Source organism: Streptomyces sp. NPDC048370 (assembly GCF_043200825.1).
Classification (GTDB): domain Bacteria; phylum Actinomycetota; class Actinomycetes; order Streptomycetales; family Streptomycetaceae; genus Streptomyces.
On sequence record NZ_JBICYI010000001.1, the window covers coordinates 731,445 to 751,279 of the forward strand.

The window sequence follows — 19,835 nt, forward strand, 5'->3', positions numbered from 1 at the left end:
ATAGCGTCGGCAAGGACCGAACACCCTTCGGGCTTCTTACCGACAGTCCTGACCGACTCTTCTCACCGACTGGAGCTCTCGTGCACCGCAGACTTGTCGTTCCGAGCGCACTCGCGGCCTCTCTCCTGCTGGCGATCCCGGCATCGGCCGCCGACTACGTTCCGGGCGCATCGGGCATCGGCGATCCCTACTACCCGGCCAGTGGCAACGGCGGTTACGACGTCTCCCACTACGACCTGCGGCTGACGTACCAGCCCGCGACCGACCTCCTGGAGGGCACGGCGACGATCCTCGCCACCACGAAGCAGAACCTCTCCCGCTTCAACCTGGACCTCGGACTGAAGGTCAGCGAGGTGCGGGTGAACGGCAGGAAGGCGACGTTCACCACCAGCGGCGAGCAGGAGCTGCAGATCACCCCGGCGACCCCACTGGAGAAGAACCGGACGATCTCGGTGGTCGTCCGGTACGCGGGCAAGCCCTCCGAGGTGAAGATCGGCGGCTGGACCGCCTGGCACCGCACGCCCGACGGAGGCGTGGCCGCCCAGGAGCCGGACTCGGCCGCCTGGTGGTTCCCGTCCAACGACCACCCCCTGGACAAGGCCACCTTCGACGTCTCGGTCTCCGTGCCGGACGGATCCCAGGCCATCAGCAACGGTGTCCTCCAGTCGCAGTCCTCGCGGCTCGGCTGGACCCGCTTCAACTGGCGCTCGAACAAGCCGCAGGCGACCTATCTGGCCACGCTCGCGGTGGGCAAGTTCGACATCACGACCGACAAGACGGCGAACGGGCTCCCGGTCCTCAACGCGTACAGCAAGGACCTCGGCGACAACGCGGGCGCGGCGCGGGCCTCGATCGAGCGGACGGGCGAGGTCGCGGAGTGGCTGGAGGGGGTCTTCGGTCCGTACCCCTTCAACGCGCTCGGCGGGTACGTTCCCAATGTGACCAGCGGATACGCGCTGGAGACGCAGACCCGGCCGTTCTACAGCCCCCGGCAGTTCGCCAACGGCGCGAACGTGTCCGTGGTCGTCCACGAGCTGGCGCACCAGTGGTACGGCGACAGCGTCTCGGTCGACCGCTGGAAGGACATCTGGGTCAACGAGGGCTTCGCCCGCTACAGCCAGTGGCTGTGGTCGGAGAAGGAGGGCGAGGGCACGGCCCAGGAGCTGGCGGACTACGTCTACGAGACCCGTGCCGCCGACGACCCGTTCTGGACGGTCAAGCCGGGCGACCCGGGCCCGGACAACCAGTTCCACATCGCCGTCTACGACCGGGGCGCGCTGGCGCTCCAGGCGCTGCGCAACGAGATCGGTGACGAGGACTTCTTCGCCATCCTGAAGGGCTGGCCGACGGAGTTCGCGTACGGCAACGCCAAGGTCAAGGACTTCGTGAAGTACGCGGAGCGCGTCTCGGGCAAGCCGCTGGCCGCGCTCTTCGACACCTGGCTGTACGAGCCGGTGAAGCCGGCCACGTCGACGGCGGCCGAGGCCGGCCTGTCGACGCGGACGGCACGGTCGGCGGCGGCCGGGCCCGCTGCCGCGCCCGCTGCCGGGCCGGGGCAGCCGGTTCGGTCGCCGAAGCCCGTGAAGCCGGTGCAGCCGAAGTCCTGGAAGAAGATCGCGGAGACGAACACGATCCACGAGCACGAGGGCCGCGAGGGTCACGGCGGTCACTGAGCCTCGGCGGTACGCGCCCCGCTTCCGCCCCCCTGGGGTGGGGCGGGGCGCGTCCGCGCGCGGTGGGTAGGCTCGCCCGCTGTACGGATCCGAAAGGCGGGAGCGGACGGTGGCGGTGCAGACGGAGCGGTACGGCGACCCGGCGGTACGGGAGGCCGTCGCGCTACGGGTGGGCGAGGAGTGGGGGCTCGAACTGCCCGACTCCTTCTTCCGGTTCGCGGACCTCCTGGCCGCGCTCGGTCCCGTCGAGCGGCGGGCATTCGAGGATCTGGAACTCTCGCCGTACGGCGTGACGGACCTGTTCGCCGACCCGTCGGCGCTCCCCCGCGAGGGTCTCGACATCCGGGTCCACGGGCGGTACTACCGCGATCCGCCGGAGTTCCTCACCTTCCTGCACGGCGGTTCGGGTGGACTGCATTTCGGCCTCTGGTCCGACGACGGGCGCGTCTGCGACGGCGTCGCCTCGTACTACACCGACGACGGCGAAGCGATCGAGCGGCGCCACCGCACGCCGCTGGAGGCCGTACGGGACCGGATCGAGGCGGTCCACCGCGATCTCGCCGACTACGCGGCCGACGGGGACGAGGAGGAGCTCGCACGTCTTGCCGACCTGGGGCGGCTGCGGACGCTCCTGACCGGCATCGAGACCGGGGAGCGTACGGAGACGGGGCTCGCGTACTCCACGGCGTACGGGTACCGGCGGGCGCCGGTCGACGCCACCCGGATCACGACCATGGACGGCGCCGGGGCCCTGGTCTCCGGGGCGACGGCGCTCGACCGTCCCCCGCTGGGCGCGGCCGACGACCACCGCTTCGGCACCTTCATGGAGAAGCTCTTCGAGGACGCCGAGGCGGTGCGGGCGGCACGCGACGAGGCCCTTGCGCGGGCGGCGGCGGGCGATCCGGCCGAGGCGCTGGTGCTCGGCCGCGACCTGCACCGGGCCTCGTACGGCAGGGCGGAGCACGAGGCGTACGCCGCCGAGCTGCTGGCCGTGGCCTACCGCGAGCTCGGCCGCCCGGCGCTCGCGGGAGTCGCGGCGGCCCATCACCTCCACCGGGCGCTGCCGAACGTGGACGTGCTGCGGGCGGCGCGCTGAGGCCCGGGAGGGGCGGGAGCGGCGCGGGGCGGAGTGCGGGCGGGAGGAGCGGGGAGGAGCTGAGCCCCGGGAGGAGCGGCGAGCGCGGAGGAGCTGAGCCCCGGGAGGAGCGGCGAGCGCGGAGGAGCTGAGCCCGAGGCCGAGAGGGCGAGAGCTGAGAGCGCTTTCGCCATCCGCCCTCGCCCGCCCCACCAGGCGTTACCCTCGACGCTGTCAGCACCGTCGCAGCACCGTGCCCGTGGGGAGCCAGCCTTGAGCGAAACGACGTCCGGGACGCGCCCGACCCTGGAAGCCGTCGCCGCGCGCGCCGGGGTGTCCCGGGCGACGGTGTCCCGTGTCGTCAACGGCGGTGCCGGGGTCCGCGACGCGCTCGCGGAGAAGGTGCGCGAGGCCGTCGAGGAGCTCGGCTACGTCCCCAACCACGCGGCGCGCACCCTGGTGACCCGGCGCAACGGCGCCGTCGCCGTGATCATCGCCGAGCCCGAGTTCCGGATCTTCTCCGACCCGTTCTTCGAGCAGCAGGTGCGCGGGATCAGCCGCGAACTGACCGCTTTCGACGCGCAGTTGGTCCTGCTGTGGGTGGAGGGCCCGGGCGACCACGAGCGGATCGCGCGGTACCTCGGCGGCGGGCACGTCGACGGGGCGCTCGCCTTCTCGCTCCACAACGACGACCAGCTCCCGGAGATCGTCCGGCGCGCCCAGGTGCCGACGGTCTTCGGTGGGCGGCCCGGGTGGACGGGGCCCGCGGGCGACCCACCGGTGCCGTACGTCGACTGCGACAACAGGGGCGGGGCGCGGGCCGCCGTGCGCCATCTGCGCTCGCTCGGGCGCCGGAACATCGCGCACATCACCGGCCCCGGCGACCAGACCTCCTCGCTGGACCGGCTCGACGGATACCGTGACGAACTGCCGGATGCCGGGCCTGAGCTGGTGGCCGAGGGGGCGTTCACGGAGGAGAGCGGGGCTCGCGCGATGACCGAACTCCTGCGCCGCCGCCCCGATCTGGACGCCGTCTTCGCCGCCAACGACCTGATGGCCTCGGGCGCGCTGCGCACCCTGCGCGAGCACGGCCGGCGGGTCCCTGAGGACGTGGCGCTCGTCGGCTTCGACGACATGCTCCAAGTGGCCGAGGCGACCGACCCCCCGCTCACGACGGTCCGTCAGGACATCGAGGGAATGGGCCGGTTGATGGTGCGGCTCCTCATGGGCACCCTCGACGGCGCGGGTGTGCCCGAGCCCGTGATCACGGCCACCGAACTGGTCCGCCGGGCCTCCGCCTGACCCTTCTCCCCGCCCGGATTCGCCGCGTACGGTTCCTGAAGCGCACGGACAAGTACCGGCGTAGGCCGAGCTGTTACGCGTTCGACTCTTGACGGGAACCTCGACCGGGAGGCACGCTCCAGACGCATTCCTGAGAGCGCTCTCAACCGGAGGCTTCCCATGCGCACTGCCCGAGCCGCCAGAACGACCGCCGCCGTACGGATCGGCGCGGTCGTCCTCAGCGGGGCCCTGCTCGCCGCCTGCGGATCCGGCGGATCCGACGGCACGTCCGACAGCGCGGGCGGAAAGGTCACGATCACCGTCGACCTCTTCGGCTCGTTCGGCTACAAGGAGGCCGGGCTCTACGCCGCGTACGAGAAGCTCCACCCCGGCGTGACGATCAAGCAGTCCGACACCGAGGACGAGCAGGACTACTGGAAGTCGCTCCAGACCCGCCTTGCCGGCGGGGGCGGGCTGGCCGACGTCCAGGGCATCGAGGTCGGCCGGATCGCGTCCGTCACCCAGCAGCAGTCGGACAAGTTCGAGGACCTGACGAAGTACGGCGCGGACGCGCTGAAGGGCGAGTTCGCCGACGCCAAGTGGTCCGCCGCGACCACCAAGGACGGCAAGGTCCTCGGCCTCGGCACGGACGTCGGCCCGGAGGCGATGTGCTACCGCACCGACCTCTTCAAGCAGGCCGGACTCCCCACGGACCGGACCGAGTTGGCGCAGAAGTGGTCCACCTGGGACGGCTACCTGGAGCTCGGCAAGCAGTACAAGGCCAAGGCCCCGGCCAAGAGCGCCTGGGTGGACAGCGTCGGCAGCCTCTACGCGGTCATGATCGGCCAGGAGAAGGAGCGGTACTACGACGCTTCGGGCAAGCTCATCTACGCCGAGAGCCCCGCCGTGAAGACCGCGTGGGACGCCTCGACGAAGGCCGCGCAGGAGGGGCTGAGCGCCAAGCTCGACCAGTGGTCCCCGCAGTGGAACCAGGCCTTCTCCACCGGCTCCTTCGCGACGCTCCCCTGCCCGGCGTGGATGCTCGGCTACATCAAGGGCCAGGCCGGTGACGCTGGCAAGGGCAAGTGGGACATCGCCAAGCTGCCCGGCGGCGCCGGGAACTGGGGCGGTTCCTACCTCTCCGTACCGCGCGCGGCGAAGCACAAGAAGGAGGCGTACGAGCTGATCAAGTGGCTCACCGCCCCCGAGCAGCAGTCCACGCTCTTCCAGAAGCAGGGCAACTTCCCGTCCTCGACCGGCGCCATCTCCAAGGTCGCGACCGCGACGGACCCGTACTTCTCCGGTGCGCCGATAGGGCAGATCTTCGGAGACGCGGCCAAGGCCGCCCCGGTGCAGGTGCTCGGCGTGCACGACAAGAACGTCGCCGACCAGATCACCAACGCGCTGAGCGAGGTCGAGCGCAAGGGCACGGCGCCGGACAAGGCGTGGTCCAACGCGCAGAAGGGTGTCGACAACGCCGTCGGCTGACGCCCGGGGCGGGGTCCGGTCTGCCGGTCCCCGCCCCCCGCTATGGGGTCCACCCCCGCACACCCGCTCATCCGACCCGAAGGGCCGCACCGTGACCCTGACCGCCTCCGGGCCGACGGCGGCGCCCGTCCCGCCGTCGTCGGCCCGGTCCTCCGGACCGGCGCGCCGCCGCAGACGGTCCGCGCTCGTCCCGTACGCCTACATCGCCCCGTTCTTCACCCTGTTCGCGGCCTTCGGCCTCTTCCCGCTGCTCTACACCGCCTTCGTCTCGCTCTACCGCGTCGAGCTGCAGACCCCCGGCGACATGGAGTGGCGCGGCTTCGGCAACTACACCGCGCTGCTCACCGACGAGTTCTTCTGGACCGCGCTGGGCAACACGTTCACCATCGGGGTCCTGTCGACCGTGCCGCAGCTCGCCATGGCGCTCGGCCTCGCCCATCTGCTCAACTACAAGCTCCGTGGCCGGACGTTCTTCCGTACGGCGATGCTGCTGCCCTACGCCACCTCCGTCGCCGCCGCCACGCTCGTCTTCGCCCAGCTCTTCGGGCGGGACTTCGGGCTCGTCAACTACGCGCTCTCGCTGGTCGGTTTCGGTCCTGTGGACTGGCAGAACAGCACGTTCGCCTCGCAGATCGCCGTCTCCTCGATCGTCGTCTGGCGTTGGACGGGGTACAACGCCCTGATCTACCTCGCCGGCATGCAGTCCATCCCCTCCGAGCTGTACGAGGCCGCGGAGATGGACGGGGCCTCCCGCTGGCGGCAGTTCGTCCACGTCACGCTGCCCGGACTGCGGCCCACGATCGTCTTCACCACGGTCGTCTCGACGATCGGCGCGACCCAACTCTTCGGTGAGCCACTGCTCTTCGAGGGATCGATCTCGGGCGGCATCTCGCACCAGTACCAGACGCTCGGGCTCTATCTGTACGAGCAGGGCTGGGGCTTCTTCCATCTCGGCCGCGCCGCCGCCATCGCCTGGCTGATGTTCCTGCTGATTCTCGTCCTCGTCGGGGTCAACGCCCTGATCGTGCGGCGCCGTTCGCGGAAGGAGGGCCGCGCGTGACCACGCGTGTCGCCGGCCGTACGGGGCGCGGGGGCCGGATCACGTACGCGATCCTGATCCTCGCCGTCCTCGTCTCGGCCTTCCCGTTCTACTGGACGATCGTCGCCGCCAGCCGCTCCAACGCCGATCTCGCACAGGTGCCGCCGACGCTGCTGCCCGGCCCCAACCTCTTCCGCAACTTCGAGGCGGTGATGGAGGAGGCGGACATCGGGAAGGCCCTGGTCAACTCGTTCATCGTCTCCGGGTCCATCACCGTCGGCACGGTGCTCTGCTGCACCCTGGCCGGCTTCGCCTTCGCCAAGCTGCGGTTCCGGGGCCGGGGCGCGCTGCTCGCCCTCACGGTCGGCACGATGATGATCCCGCCGCAGCTCGGGGTGATCCCGCTCTTCATGCTGATCGCCGAACTGGGCTGGGTGAACCAGCTGCAGTCGGTGATCCTGCCGGGTCTCGTCTCGGCCTTCGGGGTGTTCTTCATGCGCCAGTACCTGGTGCAGTCGCTCCCGGACGAGCTCATCGAGGCGGCCCGGGTCGACGGGGCCTCCTCGGCGCGGATCTTCTGGTCGATCGTGGTGCCCGTGGCCAGGCCCGGCATGGCGGTGCTCGGGCTGCTCACCTTCATGGCCGCCTGGAACGACTTCTTCTGGCCGATCATCGCGCTGTCCTCGCAGGAGCCGACCGTGCAGGTCGCCCTCCGCCAGCTCGGCGGCGGATACGTCCACGACCAGTCCGTGATCATGGCGGGCACCCTGCTCGGCACGCTGCCCGTGCTGCTCGTCTTCGGCCTGCTCGGCCGGCAGATCGTCGGCGGCATCATGCAGGGCGCCGTCAAGGGCTGAGTCCGTGGTCGACCGTACCCTCTCCCTCTCACAGGAGTTCTCCCTCCATGAACGCTCTCTTCCCTGACGGCTTCCGCTGGGGCACGGCCACCGCCGCCTACCAGATCGAGGGGGCCGCCGCCGAGGACGGCCGCACCCCCTCCATCTGGGACACCTTCAGCCGTACCCCGGGCAAGGTACGCAACGGCGACACCGGTGACATCGCCGCCGACCACTACCACCGCGTGCGCGAGGACGTGGCCCTGATGAAGGAGCTGGGCCTCACGGACTACCGCTTCTCCCTCTCCTGGTCCCGGGTCCAGCCGACCGGACGCGGCCCGGCCGTCCAGAAGGGCCTCGACTTCTACCGCGGCCTGGCCGACGAGCTGCTGGAAGCCGGGATCCGGCCGGTCGCCACGCTGTACCACTGGGACCTGCCCCAGGAGCTTGAGGACGCGGGCGGCTGGCCGGAACGGGTGACGGCGGAACGCTTCGCCGAGTACGCGGCGATCGCCGCCGAGGCGCTCGGCGACCGGATCGCCACCTGGACGACCCTCAACGAGCCCTGGTGCGCGGCCTTCCTCGGCTACGGCTCCGGGGTGCACGCCCCGGGCCGTACGGACGACGCGGCCGCCCTGCGCGCCGCCCACCATCTCAATCTGGCCCACGGCCTGGCCGCCCGGGCGCTGCGCGCGGCCGTGCCCGCCTCCGCGGAACTCTCGCTGACCCTCAACCTGCACGCGATCAGGGCGCTGTCGGACTCCCCCGAGGACAAGGACGCGGCCCGCCGGATCGACGCCGTCGGCAACCGGATCTTCCTCGACCCGGTCTTCCACGGCCGCCTCCCGGCCGATCTGGTCGAGGACACGGCGCGGATCACGGACTGGTCCTTCGTCCGGGACGGCGATCTGGAGGTGACCTCCACGCCGATCGACTCGCTCGGCATCAACTACTACGCGCCCACCGTCGTCGGCGCCGGCGTCTCGGAGTCCCCGTCGCCCTGGCCGGGCGCGCCGGACCGGGTGCGGTTCGAGCCCGCGCCGGGGCCGCGTACGGCGATGGACTGGCCGGTGGACGCGGACGGCCTGTACGAGCTGCTGGTCCGGCTGCGCGACGAGCTGCCCGAGGTACCTCTGGTGATCACCGAGAACGGCGCCGCGTACGACGACTACGCCGACCCGGAGGGCGGGGTCCACGACCCCGAGCGGGTGGCGTACCTCGACGCCCACCTGGCGGCCGCGCACCGCGCGCTCGCCGACGGCGTCGATCTGCGCGGCTACTTCCTCTGGTCGCTCCTGGACAACTTCGAGTGGGCCTACGGCTACGGCAAGCGGTTCGGGATCGTCCATGTGGACTTCCCGAGCCAGCGCCGTACGCCGAAGGACAGCGCGCGCTGGTACGCCGAGGTGATCAGGCGCGGCGGTCTGTCGCGCTGAGCCCGGTCCCGCGCGCTGCGAGTCTGGCCTCGCGGCGGGCGTTCCGCGCGAGGGGCAGGTAGCGCAGTCGTTCGGGGAGTACGGGCACCACGGCCCGTACGACCCGGGCGAAGCGGCGGAGCCGGCGCTCCTGCTCGTCGGTCCACTCCAGGCCGAGGGCCTCGCGGGCGTCCGCGGGCATCAGGCCCACGGTGACGAAGGCGCGGAAGCGGGCGAGGCGGGGAAGGATCACCGGCCAGACCGCTCGGAGCAGCAGCCGCAGGAGCAGGGGGCCCCGGTCGGGCGGCGGGACGGGCTGGTCGGTGGCGACCAGCTCGCGCAGCACGACGGTGGCCTCCAGCTCGCCGAGCATCTTGCGGTAGTACGGCCAGAACTCCTCGACCGTCTGGGGCATGTCCCGGTCGTGGATGCCGAGGATGCGGCCGACCTGGAGCCACTCGGCGTACAGCTGCCGTTCCTGGGCCTCGCTGAGCGGCCGGTGGAGCAGGCTCAGGCCGCGCTGGTAGACGGGGAAGCCGGTGGCGTGCACCCAGGCGTAGTGGGACGGGGTGAGCGCGTGATAGCGGCGGCCGTGGGCGTCGATCCCCTGGATGTCCCGGTGGAGCCTGCGGAGCCGGCGCCCCTCCTCGACCGCGGCCTCGCCGCCGTACACCCAGAGCTGTACGGAGCGCAGTGAGCGCTCGCCCCGGCCCCAGGGGTCGGTGCGGAAGACGGAGTGCTCGTCGACGCCCGCGCCGACGGCGGGGTGGGCGACCTGGAGGGCCAGGGCGGAGGGCAGCATGAGGAGCCCCCGGACGTCCCCTGCGACGCTCCAGAGGACGCCTCCGACGGGAGGCGGCTGGGGCGGGCGCGGCTCGGTCATGCGGGTGTTCTCCTCACGTTCTCAGCCTGCCCCGTTCCAGACCTTTCCGACAATGAGGGCAAGAGTCGGGGCCGCGTCCCGGGCATCGGCCCGGGGCACGGCCCCGATCTCGGTACTGCGTGGTGCGCGGTGCGCGTCAGCCGCGGTCGGCGCCGACCGGCTCGCCGACGATGCGGCCGGCCAGGGCGCGGGCCCAGGCCTCGACGTCCTGGTTGAGCTCGCGCTCGGCGGCGTCGCGCTCGGCGGCGATGCGCTCGGCACCGGCGGCGAGGATCGCCTCGCGCTCGCGGACGCCCTCGGCACGGGCGGCGGCGATGGCGGCCGCGCCCTCCTCGGTGGCCTGCGAGCGGATGCGGGCGGCCTCGTGGCGGGCCTCGGCCAGCTCGGCCTCGTACTGCTCACGGATCTGCGTGGCCTCGGCGCGCAGGTCCTCGGCGCGCCCGGTGCCACCCGCGATGGCGTCCTCGCGCTGGGCGAGGGTACGGCTGATCTTCGGCAGGATGCCCTTCGCCAGGATCAGGAAGGTCAGGGCGAACAGCACCACGCCAAGGATGAGCTCAGCCGTGACGGGGTTGAGCGGACCGAGGTCCATGTCGAAGATCGTCGAATTCTGCGCGAGGGTCATGCGCGCATCTTACCTGGTCGAAGAAGCGACAATTCCGGCATCAGGAGGAGAGTTGACGGCAGAGTTGGCATGTTCGTGCCGGGCTCGCAAGATTCCCGGCATCCAACGGCTACCGGAAGGTAACTAGGGCTGATTGCATGTGCGTCGCTGGACGAACCCCCACCCAGAATCGGGAGATCCTGTGTCGCCGCTCGCCCCGCTCCACCGTAGATTCCTCGGCGCCGCCGTGTCCGGCGCGCTCGCCGCCGCGACCCTGGCCGCGACCGCCCCCACGGCGTCCGCCGCCGAGACGCCCCGCCTGAAGGTGCTCTCGTACAACGCCTTCCTCTTCAGCAAGACGCTCTACCCCAACTGGGGCCAGGACCACCGGGCCAAGGCGATACCCGCCGCGTCCTTCTACCAGGGCCAGGACGTGGTCGTGGTCCAGGAGGCGTTCGACAACTCCTCCTCGGACGCGCTCAAGGCGAACTCGTCCGCCCAGTACCCGTACCAGACCCCGGTCATGGGCCGCAGCAAGACCGGCTGGGACGCCACGAGCGGGGCGTACTCCGCCACGACGCCCGAGGACGGCGGCGTGACGATCCTCAGCAAGTGGCCGATCGTCCGCAAGGAGCAGTACGTCTACAAGGACGCCTGCGGCGCGGACTGGTACTCGAACAAGGGCTTCGTCTACACCGTCCTCAACGTGAACGGCACCAAGGTCCACGTCGTCGGCACGCACGCCCAGTCCACGGACCCGGGCTGCTCGGCGGGCGAGGCGGCGCAGATGCGCAGCCGCCAGTTCAAGGCGATGGACGCCTTCCTCGACGGCAAGAACATCCCGGCGAACGAGCAGGTCATCGTGGCCGGCGACATGAACGTCGACTCGCGGACCGCCGAGTACGGCACGATGCTCGCCGACGCGGGCCTGGTGGGCGCGGACGCCCGCACCGGCCACGCGTACTCCTTCGACACCGAGCTCAACTCGATCGCCTCCGAGCGCTACCCGGACGACCCGCGCGAGGACCTCGACCACGTCCTCCACCGCTCGGGCCACGCGCGCCCGGCGAACTGGACGAACAACGTGGTCCTGGAGAAGAGCGCGCCCTGGACGGTCTCCAGCTGGGGCACGCAGTACACGTACACGAACCTCTCGGACCACTACCCGGTGACAGCGTACTGACCGTACGGACCGGCCTGATCCGAACAGTGCGGCCGGGTCTCGAGGACGAACCGTCCTCGAGACCCTGCCGCCGTAAACTGACCGCCATGGCATGCCGCATCAGTGAGCTCATCCTCAACTGCGCCGACCCCGAGCGGCTCGCCGCCTTCTGGACCGAGGTGCTCGGCTACGTCGAGATCGGCCGTGAGGACGACGGAAGCATCGAGATCGGGCCGCCCGACGTCGGCTTCGGCGGTGCGCGGCCCACCCTCGTCCTCAGCCCCAGCAGCGATCCCAGGACCGGGCCGCTCCGCCTGCACATCGACGTCAACCCCACCGACCGCGACCAGGACGCCGAACTGGAACGCCTGCTCGCACTGGGCGCCACGCCCGCCGACGTCGGCCAGACCGGCAAGGAGGCCTGGCACGTCCTGGCCGATCCGGAAGGCAACGAATTCTGCCTCCTGCGCCCCCGGATCCAGCCGGTCTGACCCCTATGGCCGGGCTGCGGTCGCGTCCGTCCCCCCGGACCACCGTCTCCTTACTCAGTACCCGGACGTACCGAAGACGCTGTAGGCCCACAGCCCCACGACACCGGCGACGCATATCAGCACCACCCACGAGCCGAGGCTCGTGTGCCGGCTCTTACGGGGCCGGGGGGCCTTACCCTCGCCCTTGGGTCTGCCCCTACCTCTGTCCTTGGCAGGACGCTCGGTTCGGGCCCGGGACGGCCGGGTCTCCGCGGCGGCGACGTCGGCGAGCAGGCGGCGGCAGACGGCGGCCAGTTCGGCCGTCCCGACGGAGAGGTCGACCACGACCTCCGAGCGGGCCGGTGCCGTGGTTCCGCCGTCCAGGAGACGGCCCGCGCGCAGCCGCGCCTGGTTCCTGCCGCCGGTCGGGGCCAGACTGATCCAGCGCTCCACGTGCTCCCCCCGGATCACGACACCACCGCCGCGCTCCCGGTACACGGTGTGTTCCCGCCACAGGACGCCGGCCAACTCCGTGGCCGTCTCCCTGAGTTCCGTGTACATGACCCTCCCCTGTCGACAAACCCCGTATTCGAACAAGCACGTGACTCTAGCGGCAGGTACACGACACAGGCCCCGCGGGTGGGCTCACGCCCCGAAGTCGTACACGGTGACGGGTATCTCCCGCGCGGTCAGCCGCTGGACGACCAACGGCTCGACGCGCGCCCACGTCCCCTGGGCACCTCTGACAAGCCCGGGTGGAGCCGATTCCTTTTACATCCGTGGTGAGACAGCAATACTGTTCCACCGAGTGAACGGCACAGCCGGTACCGGAAAGCGAGGCGTCTCAGGTGGCCACCGAGAGCGAAGATCCGTCGTTCACCGTCGACGAGTTGGCCGCCCGTGCCGGTGTCACCGTGCGGACCGTGCGGTTCTACGGGACCAAGGGGCTGCTGCCGCCGCCCGTCATCGGGGCGCGGCGGGTCGGGCACTACGGGGCCGGGCATCTGTCGCGGCTCGCGTTGATCGAGGAGCTCCAGCGGCAGGGGATGACGCTCGCCGCCATCGAGCGCTACCTGCACCAGCTGCCGCCCGACCTCAGCGAGCGGGACCTCGCCGTGCACCGGGCCCTGGTCGCCGCCTGGGCGCCCGAGTCCGCCGAGGAGATCACGCGGCGCGAGCTGGAGCGGCGTGCCGGGCGGGCGCTCGGGGACGAGGACGTCGACCGGCTGGCGGCGATGGGGGTGCTCGACAAGGGCGCCGAACCGGACGTCTTCCGGCTCGACGCCTCGCTGCTGCGGCTCGGCGTCGAACTGCTCGACGTACCCATCGCGCACGAGACGATCCTCGCCTCCCGCACCGTCCTCCTGGAGCACGCGCGCGTGGCGGCGCAGGAGTTGTCCCGGCTCTTCCGCGAGGAGGTCTGGAACCCGTACCGCGAGAGCGCCGAGGACCCGGACCACCTGGCAGCCATGAAGTCGCTCTCCGCGCACATGCAGCCGATGGTGATCCAGGCCCTCGTCACGGCCTTCCAGCGGTCCCTGAGCGAGGAGCTGCGGACCGCGTTCCGGACGGACAACCCGGACGGACAGCCCTAGGGCCTTTCGTTTGGATCAGGCCGGGTCAGGGAGCGGGGTCTGGTGCCGTGGATCGCAAGGCGGAGGAGGGAGTCAACGCGGAGCGTTGGCGACCGACGACAACGCGGCGAGGCGCGGTGCCAGGGCCCGCGAGCCCGGCATGATCCAAACGAAAGGCCCTAAGGCCTCTCGCGTGACCGCACGCCGAACCACTGCTCCGCGCCGTGCTCCTCGAACCGCTCCACCTCCGTGAAGCCCAGCTTCGCCGCGAGGCGCATCGCGCGCTCGTTGGCGGTCCGGGTGCAGAGCACCACCGGCTCGCCGGGAAGCGTGTCGGCGAGCCAGTCGAGTGCCGCCGCGCACGCCTCCGCGGCATACCCGCGCCCCCAAGCCTCCGGCAGGACCATGTAGCCGAGCTCGGCCTCTCCGGCATCCGGTCGGACGTGCCCGGGACGCTCCGCGCCGCGCCGATCGAGCGTGATCATGCCGATCATCGCTCCGTCGAGTTCGATCACGAAGAGGCCGGGGCGCCTCCCGGGCACCTCGGGCACCGCGCGTTCGAGTGCGTCGCGCGGCTGCGGGCCACCGACGTAGGTGCCCACGTCCGGCGAGGCGAACAGCTCGATGAACGCCGCACGGTCCCGGGCCTCGGACTCGCGGAGCACGAGCCGTTCGGTCCGTATCGGGGCAGGCGGCCAGGCGACTTGTCCGAGTCCGGTCATGACGGCAACCTATCGCGCTCCCGTGAGAGTGATCCGAGGAGAACGACCGGCGGGCGATGTGGGCGGCGGGCGTCCGGAACGGCCATACACTCGCTCCATGGGTCGCACGCGTTCGACGAGGCAGTGCCTGCGGCAGGCCGCGTCCGGAGTGCGTCCGGCCGTCGTCGACCCGGCCACCGCCGCCGACGTCGAGGCGCCCAGGATCCGCCGCATCGCGCTGCACGGCCACGGCTAGCGATCCTCTCCCCCGGCGCGCCGCTCTCCATGCCGTACGCCGGGCCTCTCACCGGCCGAGCCCGTCCCGCCCCGTCTGTCGCCGGGCGGTCTCCGCCCCCGCTCCACGTCACCACAGCAGCCTTCCGGCACTCGCCGGCGCTGCCGCCTGGCTGTGGCCGCACGATCGGGCCCGGCCACCTCGAAGGGATCATTGTGAAGCTGAGCGATTTGCTGGCCGGGCAGGAGCACCACGTACTCGAGGGTGACCCGCGCAGGACACTGATCACCGCGGGGACGACCTTCGACGTGGAGCGGGTGACGCCGGGCCGCCTGTTCATCGCCGTGCCCGGACACCAGGAGGGCGGGCCCGACTCCGTGGCGCCCGCGCTGGCCCGTGGAGCGGCCGCCGTGCTCGTCGACGCGACCGAACCGGAGCTGCCGCCCTCGGTGTGGCCGCCGGGCACGTGTGTCGTGCGGGTGCCGGACATCCGGAGGGCGGCCGCGATCGTGACCTCCCGCTACTTCGGCGAACCGGGGCGGCAGATGGACGTGGTGGCGATCACCGGCACCAACGGCAAGACATCGGTCTCGTACATGGTCGAGTCCGCCCTGCGGATCGCCGAGGGCGCGAAGGTGGGGGTCATCGGGACGGCCGGCAGCCGGATCGGCGACGAGCTGATCCCGATGCCACAGTCGGTGCTGACCACTCCGGAGTCGCCGGACCTGCAGTATCTCCTGGGGTGCATGCGCGACCGCGGGACCGGCAGTGTGGTCCTCGAGGCCACGTCGATGGGTCTGCTGACGCACCGGGTGGACCGTACGTTCATCGACGTCGGGGTCTTCACCAACCTGACGCAGGACCACCTCGACGACCACGGAACGATGGCGAACTACCGGGACGCCAAGCTCCGTCTCTTCCGGGGGCTGTGCCGGCGCGCGGTGGTCAACGCCGACGACCCGGTGGGCGCCGGGATCGTGGCGATGATGCCGGGCGCGGTGGTCACGTACGCCCTCGACGCACCGGCGGACTACCGGGCGACCGACCTCGTCGTCAGCGCGTCCGGCACGCGGTTCACCCTCCATCACGGCGGGCGTACGTATCCGGCGTCGATCCCGGTCCCCGGCCGGTTCTCGGTGGCCAACGCGCTCGCCACCCTGGCCGCCTGCCACGTCCTCGGACACGAGCTGGGCGCCCTCGTCTCGGCGCTCGACCTGATGCCGCCCGTCCCCGGCCGGTTCGAGCGCTTCGAGGCCCCCGGCGGTACCTCCGTGATCGTGGACTACGCCCACTCCCCGGACTCCTTGGACAAGGTCCTGACCACCATCCGGGGTTACGCGCGAGGCCGGGTGATCACCGTATTCGGCTGCGGCGGTGACCGGGACACGACGAAGCGGGCCGACATGGGGCGGATCGCCGGGGCCCACTCCGACCTGTGCGTCCTCACCTCGGACAACCCGCGCAACGAGAACCCACAGGCCATCCTGGACCAGATCGCCCCCAGCCTCGCCGCGACCGGCACACCGTTCGAGCGGATCGCCGACCGCCGCGAGGCCATCGCGTTCGCCCTGTCCGCGGCGGGACCGCGGGACACCGTCCTGATCGCCGGCAAGGGCAGCGAGCCGCACCAGATCGTCGGCGAGGAGCTGCTGCCCTTCAGCGACATGGCGACCGTGCGTGAACTCGCCCTGGAACGGACGGCCGCCTTCTCCGGCGTCCCTCGGACCGCCGCCTGATCCGTGCGGGGCGGCGGGGACCGGTGAGCCACGCTCACCGGCCCCCGCCCGCCCCGCACCGCGCCGTGCCGGGCGGCGGCCGCGACGAACCGCGCCGTACCGGGCGGCAACCGCGACGACCGGTGCCCCGACGAAGAGACCCCCGCTAGTCCGTGAACACCTCGCCCCGCTCCGCCTTCTCCACCAGCAGCGCCGGCGGCTGGAAGCGGTCGCCGTACTTTTCCGCCAGCTCACGCGCGCGTGCCACGAAACCGGGCAGCCCGCCCTCGTAACCGTTGATGTACTGGAGCACGCCACCGGTCCACGCCGGGAAGCCGATGCCCATGATGGAGCCGATGTTGGCGTCGGCGACCGAGGTCAGGACGTTCTCCTCCAGGCAGCGGACCGAGTCCAGCGCCTCGGAGAAGAGCATCCGCTCCTTCATGTCCTCGAAGGGGATCTCCACGTCCGCGCGCGTGAAGTGCTCACGCAGCCCCGGCCAGAGGCCGAGCCGCTTGCCGCTCTCGTCGTACGCGTAGAAGCCCGCGCCGCCGCTGCGTCCCGTACGCCCGAACTCGTCGACCATCCGGTCGATGACCGCGTCCGAGGGGTGCCCGGCCCAGGTGCCGCCGGCCTCCTCGATCGCGCGCCGCGTCTCGTTGCGGATCTTCCGGGGCAGCGTGAGGGTCAGCTCGTCCATCAGGGAGAGCACCTTGGCCGGGTAGCCGGCCTGCGCCGCCGCCTGCTCGACGGAGGCCGGTTCGACGCCCTCGCCGACCATCGCGACGCCCTCGTTGATGAACTGGCCGATCACCCGGGAGGTGAAGAAGCCGCGCGAGTCGTTGACGACGATCGGGGTCTTCTTGATCTGGCGTACCAGGTCGAAGGCGCGCGCCAGCGCCTCGTCGCCGGTGCGCTCGCCCTTGATGATCTCCACCAGCGGCATCTTGTCGACCGGCGAGAAGAAGTGCAGACCGATGAAGTCCTCGGGGCGGGAGACCCCCTCGGCGAGCACCGTGATGGGCAGCGTCGAGGTGTTGGAGCAGAGCAGCGCGTCCGGCTCGACGACGTCCTGGATCTCCTCGAAGACCTTGTGCTTGAGCGCGGTGTCCTCGAAGACGGCCTCGATCACGGCGTCGCAGCCCGCCAGACCGGCGGGGTCGGCGGTCGGGGTGATCCGGGCGAGGAGTTCGTCCGCCTTCGCCCGGGTGGTGCGGCCCCGGGAGACGGCCTTGGCGCAGAGCTTCTCCGAGTAGGCCTTGCCCTTGGCCGCCGCCTCCGCGGTGACGTCCTTGAGGACGACCTCGATCCCCGCGCGGGCGCAGGAGTACGCGATCCCGGCGCCCATCATGCCCGCGCCGAGGACGGCGACCTTGCGGACAGGGCGCGGCTCGACGCCCTGGGGACGGTTGGCGCCGGAGTTGACGGCCTGGAGGTCGAAGAAGAAGGCCTGGATCATGTTCTTCGCCGTCTGGCCGGTGACCAGCTCGGTGAAGTAGCGGGCCTCGATGGTCAGCGCGGTCTCGAAGTCGACCTGCGAGCCCTCGACGGCGCAGGCGAGGATGTTGCGCGGGGCCGGGTAGGGCGCGCCGCCCAGCTGCTTCTTCAGGTTGGCGGGGAAGGCCGGCAGGTTGGCGGCGAACCGCGGGTTCGACGGGGTGCCGCCGGGGATCTTGTACCCCTTGACGTCCCAGGGCTGCTGCGACTCGGGGTGCGCGTCGATGAAGGCGCGCGCCTGCGCGAGCATCTCCTCCGGCGTGGCGACCACCGCGTGGACCAGCCCGTTCTCCAGCGCCCGCTGCGGGGAGTACTGGGTGCCCTGGAGCAGCACCTTCAGGAGGGCGTCGGCGATGCCCATGAGGCGTACGGTACGGGTGACGCCGCCGCCCGCCGGGAGGAGGCCGAGGGTGACCTCGGGCAGGCCGATCTTGGAGCCGGGCGCGTCGAGCGCGATCCGGTGGTGCGAGGCGAGGGCGATCTCGTAACCGCCGCCGAGCGCCGCCCCGTTGATGGCGGCGACGACGGGCTTGCCGAGGGTCTCGATGCGGCGCAGTGAGCGCTTGATCTCGGTGCCGGTGTCGAAGGCGAGCCGGGCGTCCTCCGGCCGCAGCCGGACCATCTCCTTGAGGTCGCCGCCCGCGAAGAAGGTCTTCTTCGCGGAGGTGTAGATGATGCCGCGGATGGAGTCCTTCTCGGCCTCCGCGCGGTCGGCGATGGCCTTGATGGAGTCCTTGAACGCCTGGTTCATGGTGTTCGCGGACTGGTCGGGGTCGTCGAGGACGAGGGTGACGACGCCGGTCTCGTCCTGCTCCCAGCGGATGGTGGTGCTCTGGCTGCTCATTGCTGCTTCTCCGTAAGGCTGCTGAAGGCCGGTGAAGGCTCGTGGAGGCTGGGGACGGACGGTCAGACGCGCTCGACGATCGTGGCGATGCCCATGCCGCCGCCGACGCACAGCGTGGCCAGGCCGTAGCGCTTGTCCTGGCGCTCCAGCTCGTCGACGAGGGTGCCGAGGATCATCGCGCCGGTCGCGCCGAGCGGGTGGCCGAGGGCGATCGCGCCGCCGTTGACGTTGACCTTGTCCAGGCTGATGCCCATGTCCTTGACGAAGCGGAGCACGACACCCGCGAAGGCCTCGTTGATCTCGACCAGGTCGATGTCGTCCATCGTCAGGCCTGCCTTGGCGAGCGCCTTGCGGGTCGCGGGGGCGGGTCCGGTGAGCATGATCGTGGGCTCGGAGCCGGAGACGGCAGCGGCGACGATCCGGGCGCGCGGGGTCAGGCCGTACCGCTCGCCGACCGCCTTCGAGCCGATGGCGACGAGCGAGGCGCCGTCGACGATGCCGGAGGAGTTGCCGGCGTGGTGGACGTGGTCGATCTTCTCCACCCAGTGGTACTTCTGCAGCGCGACGGCGTCGAAGCCGCCCATGTCGCCGATGGCGGCGAAGGAGGGCTTGAGGGCGGCGAGCGAGTCGGCGGTGGTGCCGGGGCGCATGTGCTCGTCGTGGTCGAGGACGACGAGGCCGCTGTGCCGGTCCTTGACGGGGACGACGGAGCGGTCGAAGCGGCCGTCCTTCCAGGCGGCCGCGGCCCGCTCCTGGGAGAGCGCGGCGTACTCGTCGACGTCGCGGCGCGAGAAGCCCTCGATGGTGGCGATGAGGTCGGCGCCGATGCCCTGGGGCACGAAGCCGGTCTCGAAGTTGGTCATCGGGTCGGCGAACCAGGCGCCGCCGTCGGAGGCCATCGGGACGCGCGACATGGACTCGACGCCACCGGCGAGGACGAGGTCCTCCCAGCCCGAACGGACCTTCATCGCGGCCATGTTGACGGCTTCGAGGCCGGAGGCACAGAAGCGGTTCTCCTGGACGCCCGCGACGGTGTCGGGCAGGCCGGCGGCGATGGCGGCGATCCGGGCGATGTCGGAGCCCTGGTCGCCGACCGGGCCGACGACGCCGAGGACGATGTCGTCGATCGCGGCCGGGTCGAGTCCGGGGAAGCGGTCACGGAGTTCGTGGATGAGTCCGACGACCAGGTCGATGGGCTTGGTGCCGTGCAGGGCCCCGTTGGCCTTGCCCCGACCGCGCGGGGTGCGGATCGCGTCGTACACGTACGCTTCGGTGCTCACGAGAAGCCTTTCAACGATTTCAGCGATTCAACGAATTCAACGAATTCAACGAATTCAACGATG

The 19,835-nt window shown here is 71.2% G+C and carries 18 protein-coding genes; 12 read left to right on the forward strand and 6 right to left on the reverse strand.

Features of this window, described 5'->3' with window-relative positions; translation table 11 throughout:
* Nucleotides 1-80 precede the first annotated feature (80 nt).
* The 7 genes from ACGFYP_RS03120 (at nucleotide 81) to ACGFYP_RS03150 (ending at nucleotide 8,828) form a co-directional block, all read left to right on the forward strand.
* Nucleotides 81-1,673: a M1 family metallopeptidase gene (locus tag ACGFYP_RS03120; protein WP_393485735.1), complete on the forward strand. Its 1,593-nt coding sequence runs from the start codon at nucleotides 81-83 to the stop codon at nucleotides 1,671-1,673.
* 109 nt (nucleotides 1,674-1,782) lie between these two features.
* Nucleotides 1,783-2,769, forward strand: coding sequence for a hypothetical protein (locus tag ACGFYP_RS03125; protein WP_393485738.1), 987 nt, complete (start codon nucleotides 1,783-1,785; stop codon nucleotides 2,767-2,769).
* Nucleotides 2,770-3,021: 252 nt separating this feature from the next.
* On the forward strand, nucleotides 3,022-4,050 hold the full coding sequence (locus ACGFYP_RS03130; protein WP_393485740.1) for a LacI family DNA-binding transcriptional regulator: 1,029 nt from the start codon (nucleotides 3,022-3,024) through the stop codon (nucleotides 4,048-4,050).
* A gap of 159 nt (nucleotides 4,051-4,209) precedes the next feature.
* The gene (locus ACGFYP_RS03135; protein WP_393485743.1) at nucleotides 4,210-5,517 is read left to right on the forward strand and encodes an ABC transporter substrate-binding protein; all 1,308 of its coding nucleotides are present in this window, start codon (nucleotides 4,210-4,212) and stop codon (nucleotides 5,515-5,517) included.
* Between the two features lie 91 nt (nucleotides 5,518-5,608).
* Nucleotides 5,609-6,577 (forward strand): carbohydrate ABC transporter permease, encoded by a 969-nt coding sequence (locus tag ACGFYP_RS03140; protein ID WP_393485745.1) that lies wholly within the window; start codon nucleotides 5,609-5,611, stop codon nucleotides 6,575-6,577.
* Nucleotides 6,574-7,413 carry a carbohydrate ABC transporter permease gene (locus ACGFYP_RS03145; RefSeq protein ID WP_361965845.1) on the forward strand — a complete coding sequence of 280 codons (840 nt, stop codon included), beginning with the start codon at nucleotides 6,574-6,576 and terminating at the stop codon, nucleotides 7,411-7,413. Before ACGFYP_RS03140 ends, ACGFYP_RS03145 begins: the two co-directional genes overlap by 4 nt.
* Nucleotides 7,414-7,460: 47 nt before the next feature.
* Entirely contained in the window at nucleotides 7,461-8,828 is a 1,368-nt protein-coding gene (locus tag ACGFYP_RS03150) for a GH1 family beta-glucosidase (protein WP_393485747.1), read from the forward strand.
* On the opposite strand, the gene ACGFYP_RS03155 is transcribed toward ACGFYP_RS03150, so the two are convergent.
* Nucleotides 8,803-9,690, reverse strand: a complete 888-nt coding sequence (locus ACGFYP_RS03155; RefSeq protein ID WP_393485749.1) for an oxygenase MpaB family protein — start codon at nucleotides 9,688-9,690, stop codon at nucleotides 8,803-8,805. The genes ACGFYP_RS03150 and ACGFYP_RS03155 overlap by 26 nt on opposite strands.
* Nucleotides 9,691-9,826: 136 nt before the next feature.
* Nucleotides 9,827-10,315, reverse strand: a complete 489-nt coding sequence (locus tag ACGFYP_RS03160; RefSeq protein ID WP_393485751.1) for a hypothetical protein — start codon at nucleotides 10,313-10,315, stop codon at nucleotides 9,827-9,829.
* Between the two features lie 181 nt (nucleotides 10,316-10,496).
* Between ACGFYP_RS03160 and sph the strand changes: the two genes are divergently transcribed.
* Nucleotides 10,497-11,477, forward strand: coding sequence for a sphingomyelin phosphodiesterase (gene sph / locus ACGFYP_RS03165; protein WP_393485753.1), 981 nt, complete (start codon nucleotides 10,497-10,499; stop codon nucleotides 11,475-11,477).
* 86 nt (nucleotides 11,478-11,563) lie between these two features.
* Nucleotides 11,564-11,947 (forward strand): VOC family protein, encoded by a 384-nt coding sequence (locus ACGFYP_RS03170; protein ID WP_393485755.1) that lies wholly within the window; start codon nucleotides 11,564-11,566, stop codon nucleotides 11,945-11,947.
* 54 nt (nucleotides 11,948-12,001) lie between these two features.
* On the opposite strand, the gene ACGFYP_RS03175 is transcribed toward ACGFYP_RS03170, so the two are convergent.
* Nucleotides 12,002-12,487, reverse strand: a complete 486-nt coding sequence (locus tag ACGFYP_RS03175) for a hypothetical protein (RefSeq protein ID WP_393485757.1) — start codon at nucleotides 12,485-12,487, stop codon at nucleotides 12,002-12,004.
* Between the two features lie 287 nt (nucleotides 12,488-12,774).
* Between ACGFYP_RS03175 and ACGFYP_RS03180 the strand changes: the two genes are divergently transcribed.
* Nucleotides 12,775-13,521: a MerR family transcriptional regulator gene (locus tag ACGFYP_RS03180; RefSeq protein ID WP_393485759.1), complete on the forward strand. Its 747-nt coding sequence runs from the start codon at nucleotides 12,775-12,777 to the stop codon at nucleotides 13,519-13,521.
* A 158-nt stretch (nucleotides 13,522-13,679) separates the two neighbouring features.
* Here the strand turns inward: ACGFYP_RS03180 and ACGFYP_RS03185 are convergent, their stop codons facing one another.
* Nucleotides 13,680-14,222, reverse strand: a complete 543-nt coding sequence (locus tag ACGFYP_RS03185) for a GNAT family N-acetyltransferase (protein ID WP_393485762.1) — start codon at nucleotides 14,220-14,222, stop codon at nucleotides 13,680-13,682.
* Nucleotides 14,223-14,319: 97 nt separating this feature from the next.
* On the opposite strand from ACGFYP_RS03185, the gene ACGFYP_RS03190 reads away from it, so the two are divergent.
* Both ACGFYP_RS03190 and ACGFYP_RS03195 read left to right on the forward strand, forming a co-directional pair.
* The gene (locus ACGFYP_RS03190) at nucleotides 14,320-14,457 is read left to right on the forward strand and encodes a hypothetical protein (protein ID WP_361970060.1); all 138 of its coding nucleotides are present in this window, start codon (nucleotides 14,320-14,322) and stop codon (nucleotides 14,455-14,457) included.
* A gap of 194 nt (nucleotides 14,458-14,651) precedes the next feature.
* Entirely contained in the window at nucleotides 14,652-16,172 is a 1,521-nt protein-coding gene (locus tag ACGFYP_RS03195; protein ID WP_393485764.1) for a UDP-N-acetylmuramoyl-L-alanyl-D-glutamate--2,6-diaminopimelate ligase, read from the forward strand.
* A 145-nt stretch (nucleotides 16,173-16,317) separates the two neighbouring features.
* On the opposite strand, the gene ACGFYP_RS03200 is transcribed toward ACGFYP_RS03195, so the two are convergent.
* On the reverse strand, nucleotides 16,318-18,492 hold the full coding sequence (locus ACGFYP_RS03200; protein WP_393485766.1) for a 3-hydroxyacyl-CoA dehydrogenase NAD-binding domain-containing protein: 2,175 nt from the start codon (nucleotides 18,490-18,492) through the stop codon (nucleotides 16,318-16,320).
* Between the two features lie 62 nt (nucleotides 18,493-18,554).
* Entirely contained in the window at nucleotides 18,555-19,772 is a 1,218-nt protein-coding gene (locus ACGFYP_RS03205) for an acetyl-CoA C-acetyltransferase (RefSeq protein ID WP_393485768.1), read from the reverse strand.
* Between the last annotated feature and the right edge of the window lie 63 nt (nucleotides 19,773-19,835).

Bases quoted from the DNA above. Each gene is read 5' to 3' on its own strand.
- ACGFYP_RS03200 (WP_393485766.1), bottom strand. From the start codon at position 18,492: ATGAGCAGCCAGAGCACCACCATCCGCTGGGAGCAGGACGAGACCGGC.
- ACGFYP_RS03150 (WP_393485747.1), top strand. From the start codon at position 7,461: ATGAACGCTCTCTTCCCTGACGGCTTCCGCTGGGGCACGGCCACCGCC.
- ACGFYP_RS03185 (WP_393485762.1), bottom strand. From the start codon at position 14,222: ATGACCGGACTCGGACAAGTCGCCTGGCCGCCTGCCCCGATACGGACC.
- ACGFYP_RS03190 (WP_361970060.1), top strand. From the start codon at position 14,320: ATGGGTCGCACGCGTTCGACGAGGCAGTGCCTGCGGCAGGCCGCGTCC.
- ACGFYP_RS03160 (WP_393485751.1), bottom strand. From the start codon at position 10,315: ATGACCCTCGCGCAGAATTCGACGATCTTCGACATGGACCTCGGTCCG.
- ACGFYP_RS03170 (WP_393485755.1), top strand. From the start codon at position 11,564: ATGGCATGCCGCATCAGTGAGCTCATCCTCAACTGCGCCGACCCCGAG.
- ACGFYP_RS03155 (WP_393485749.1), bottom strand. From the start codon at position 9,690: ATGACCGAGCCGCGCCCGCCCCAGCCGCCTCCCGTCGGAGGCGTCCTC.
- ACGFYP_RS03135 (WP_393485743.1), top strand. From the start codon at position 4,210: ATGCGCACTGCCCGAGCCGCCAGAACGACCGCCGCCGTACGGATCGGC.
- ACGFYP_RS03175 (WP_393485757.1), bottom strand. From the start codon at position 12,487: ATGTACACGGAACTCAGGGAGACGGCCACGGAGTTGGCCGGCGTCCTG.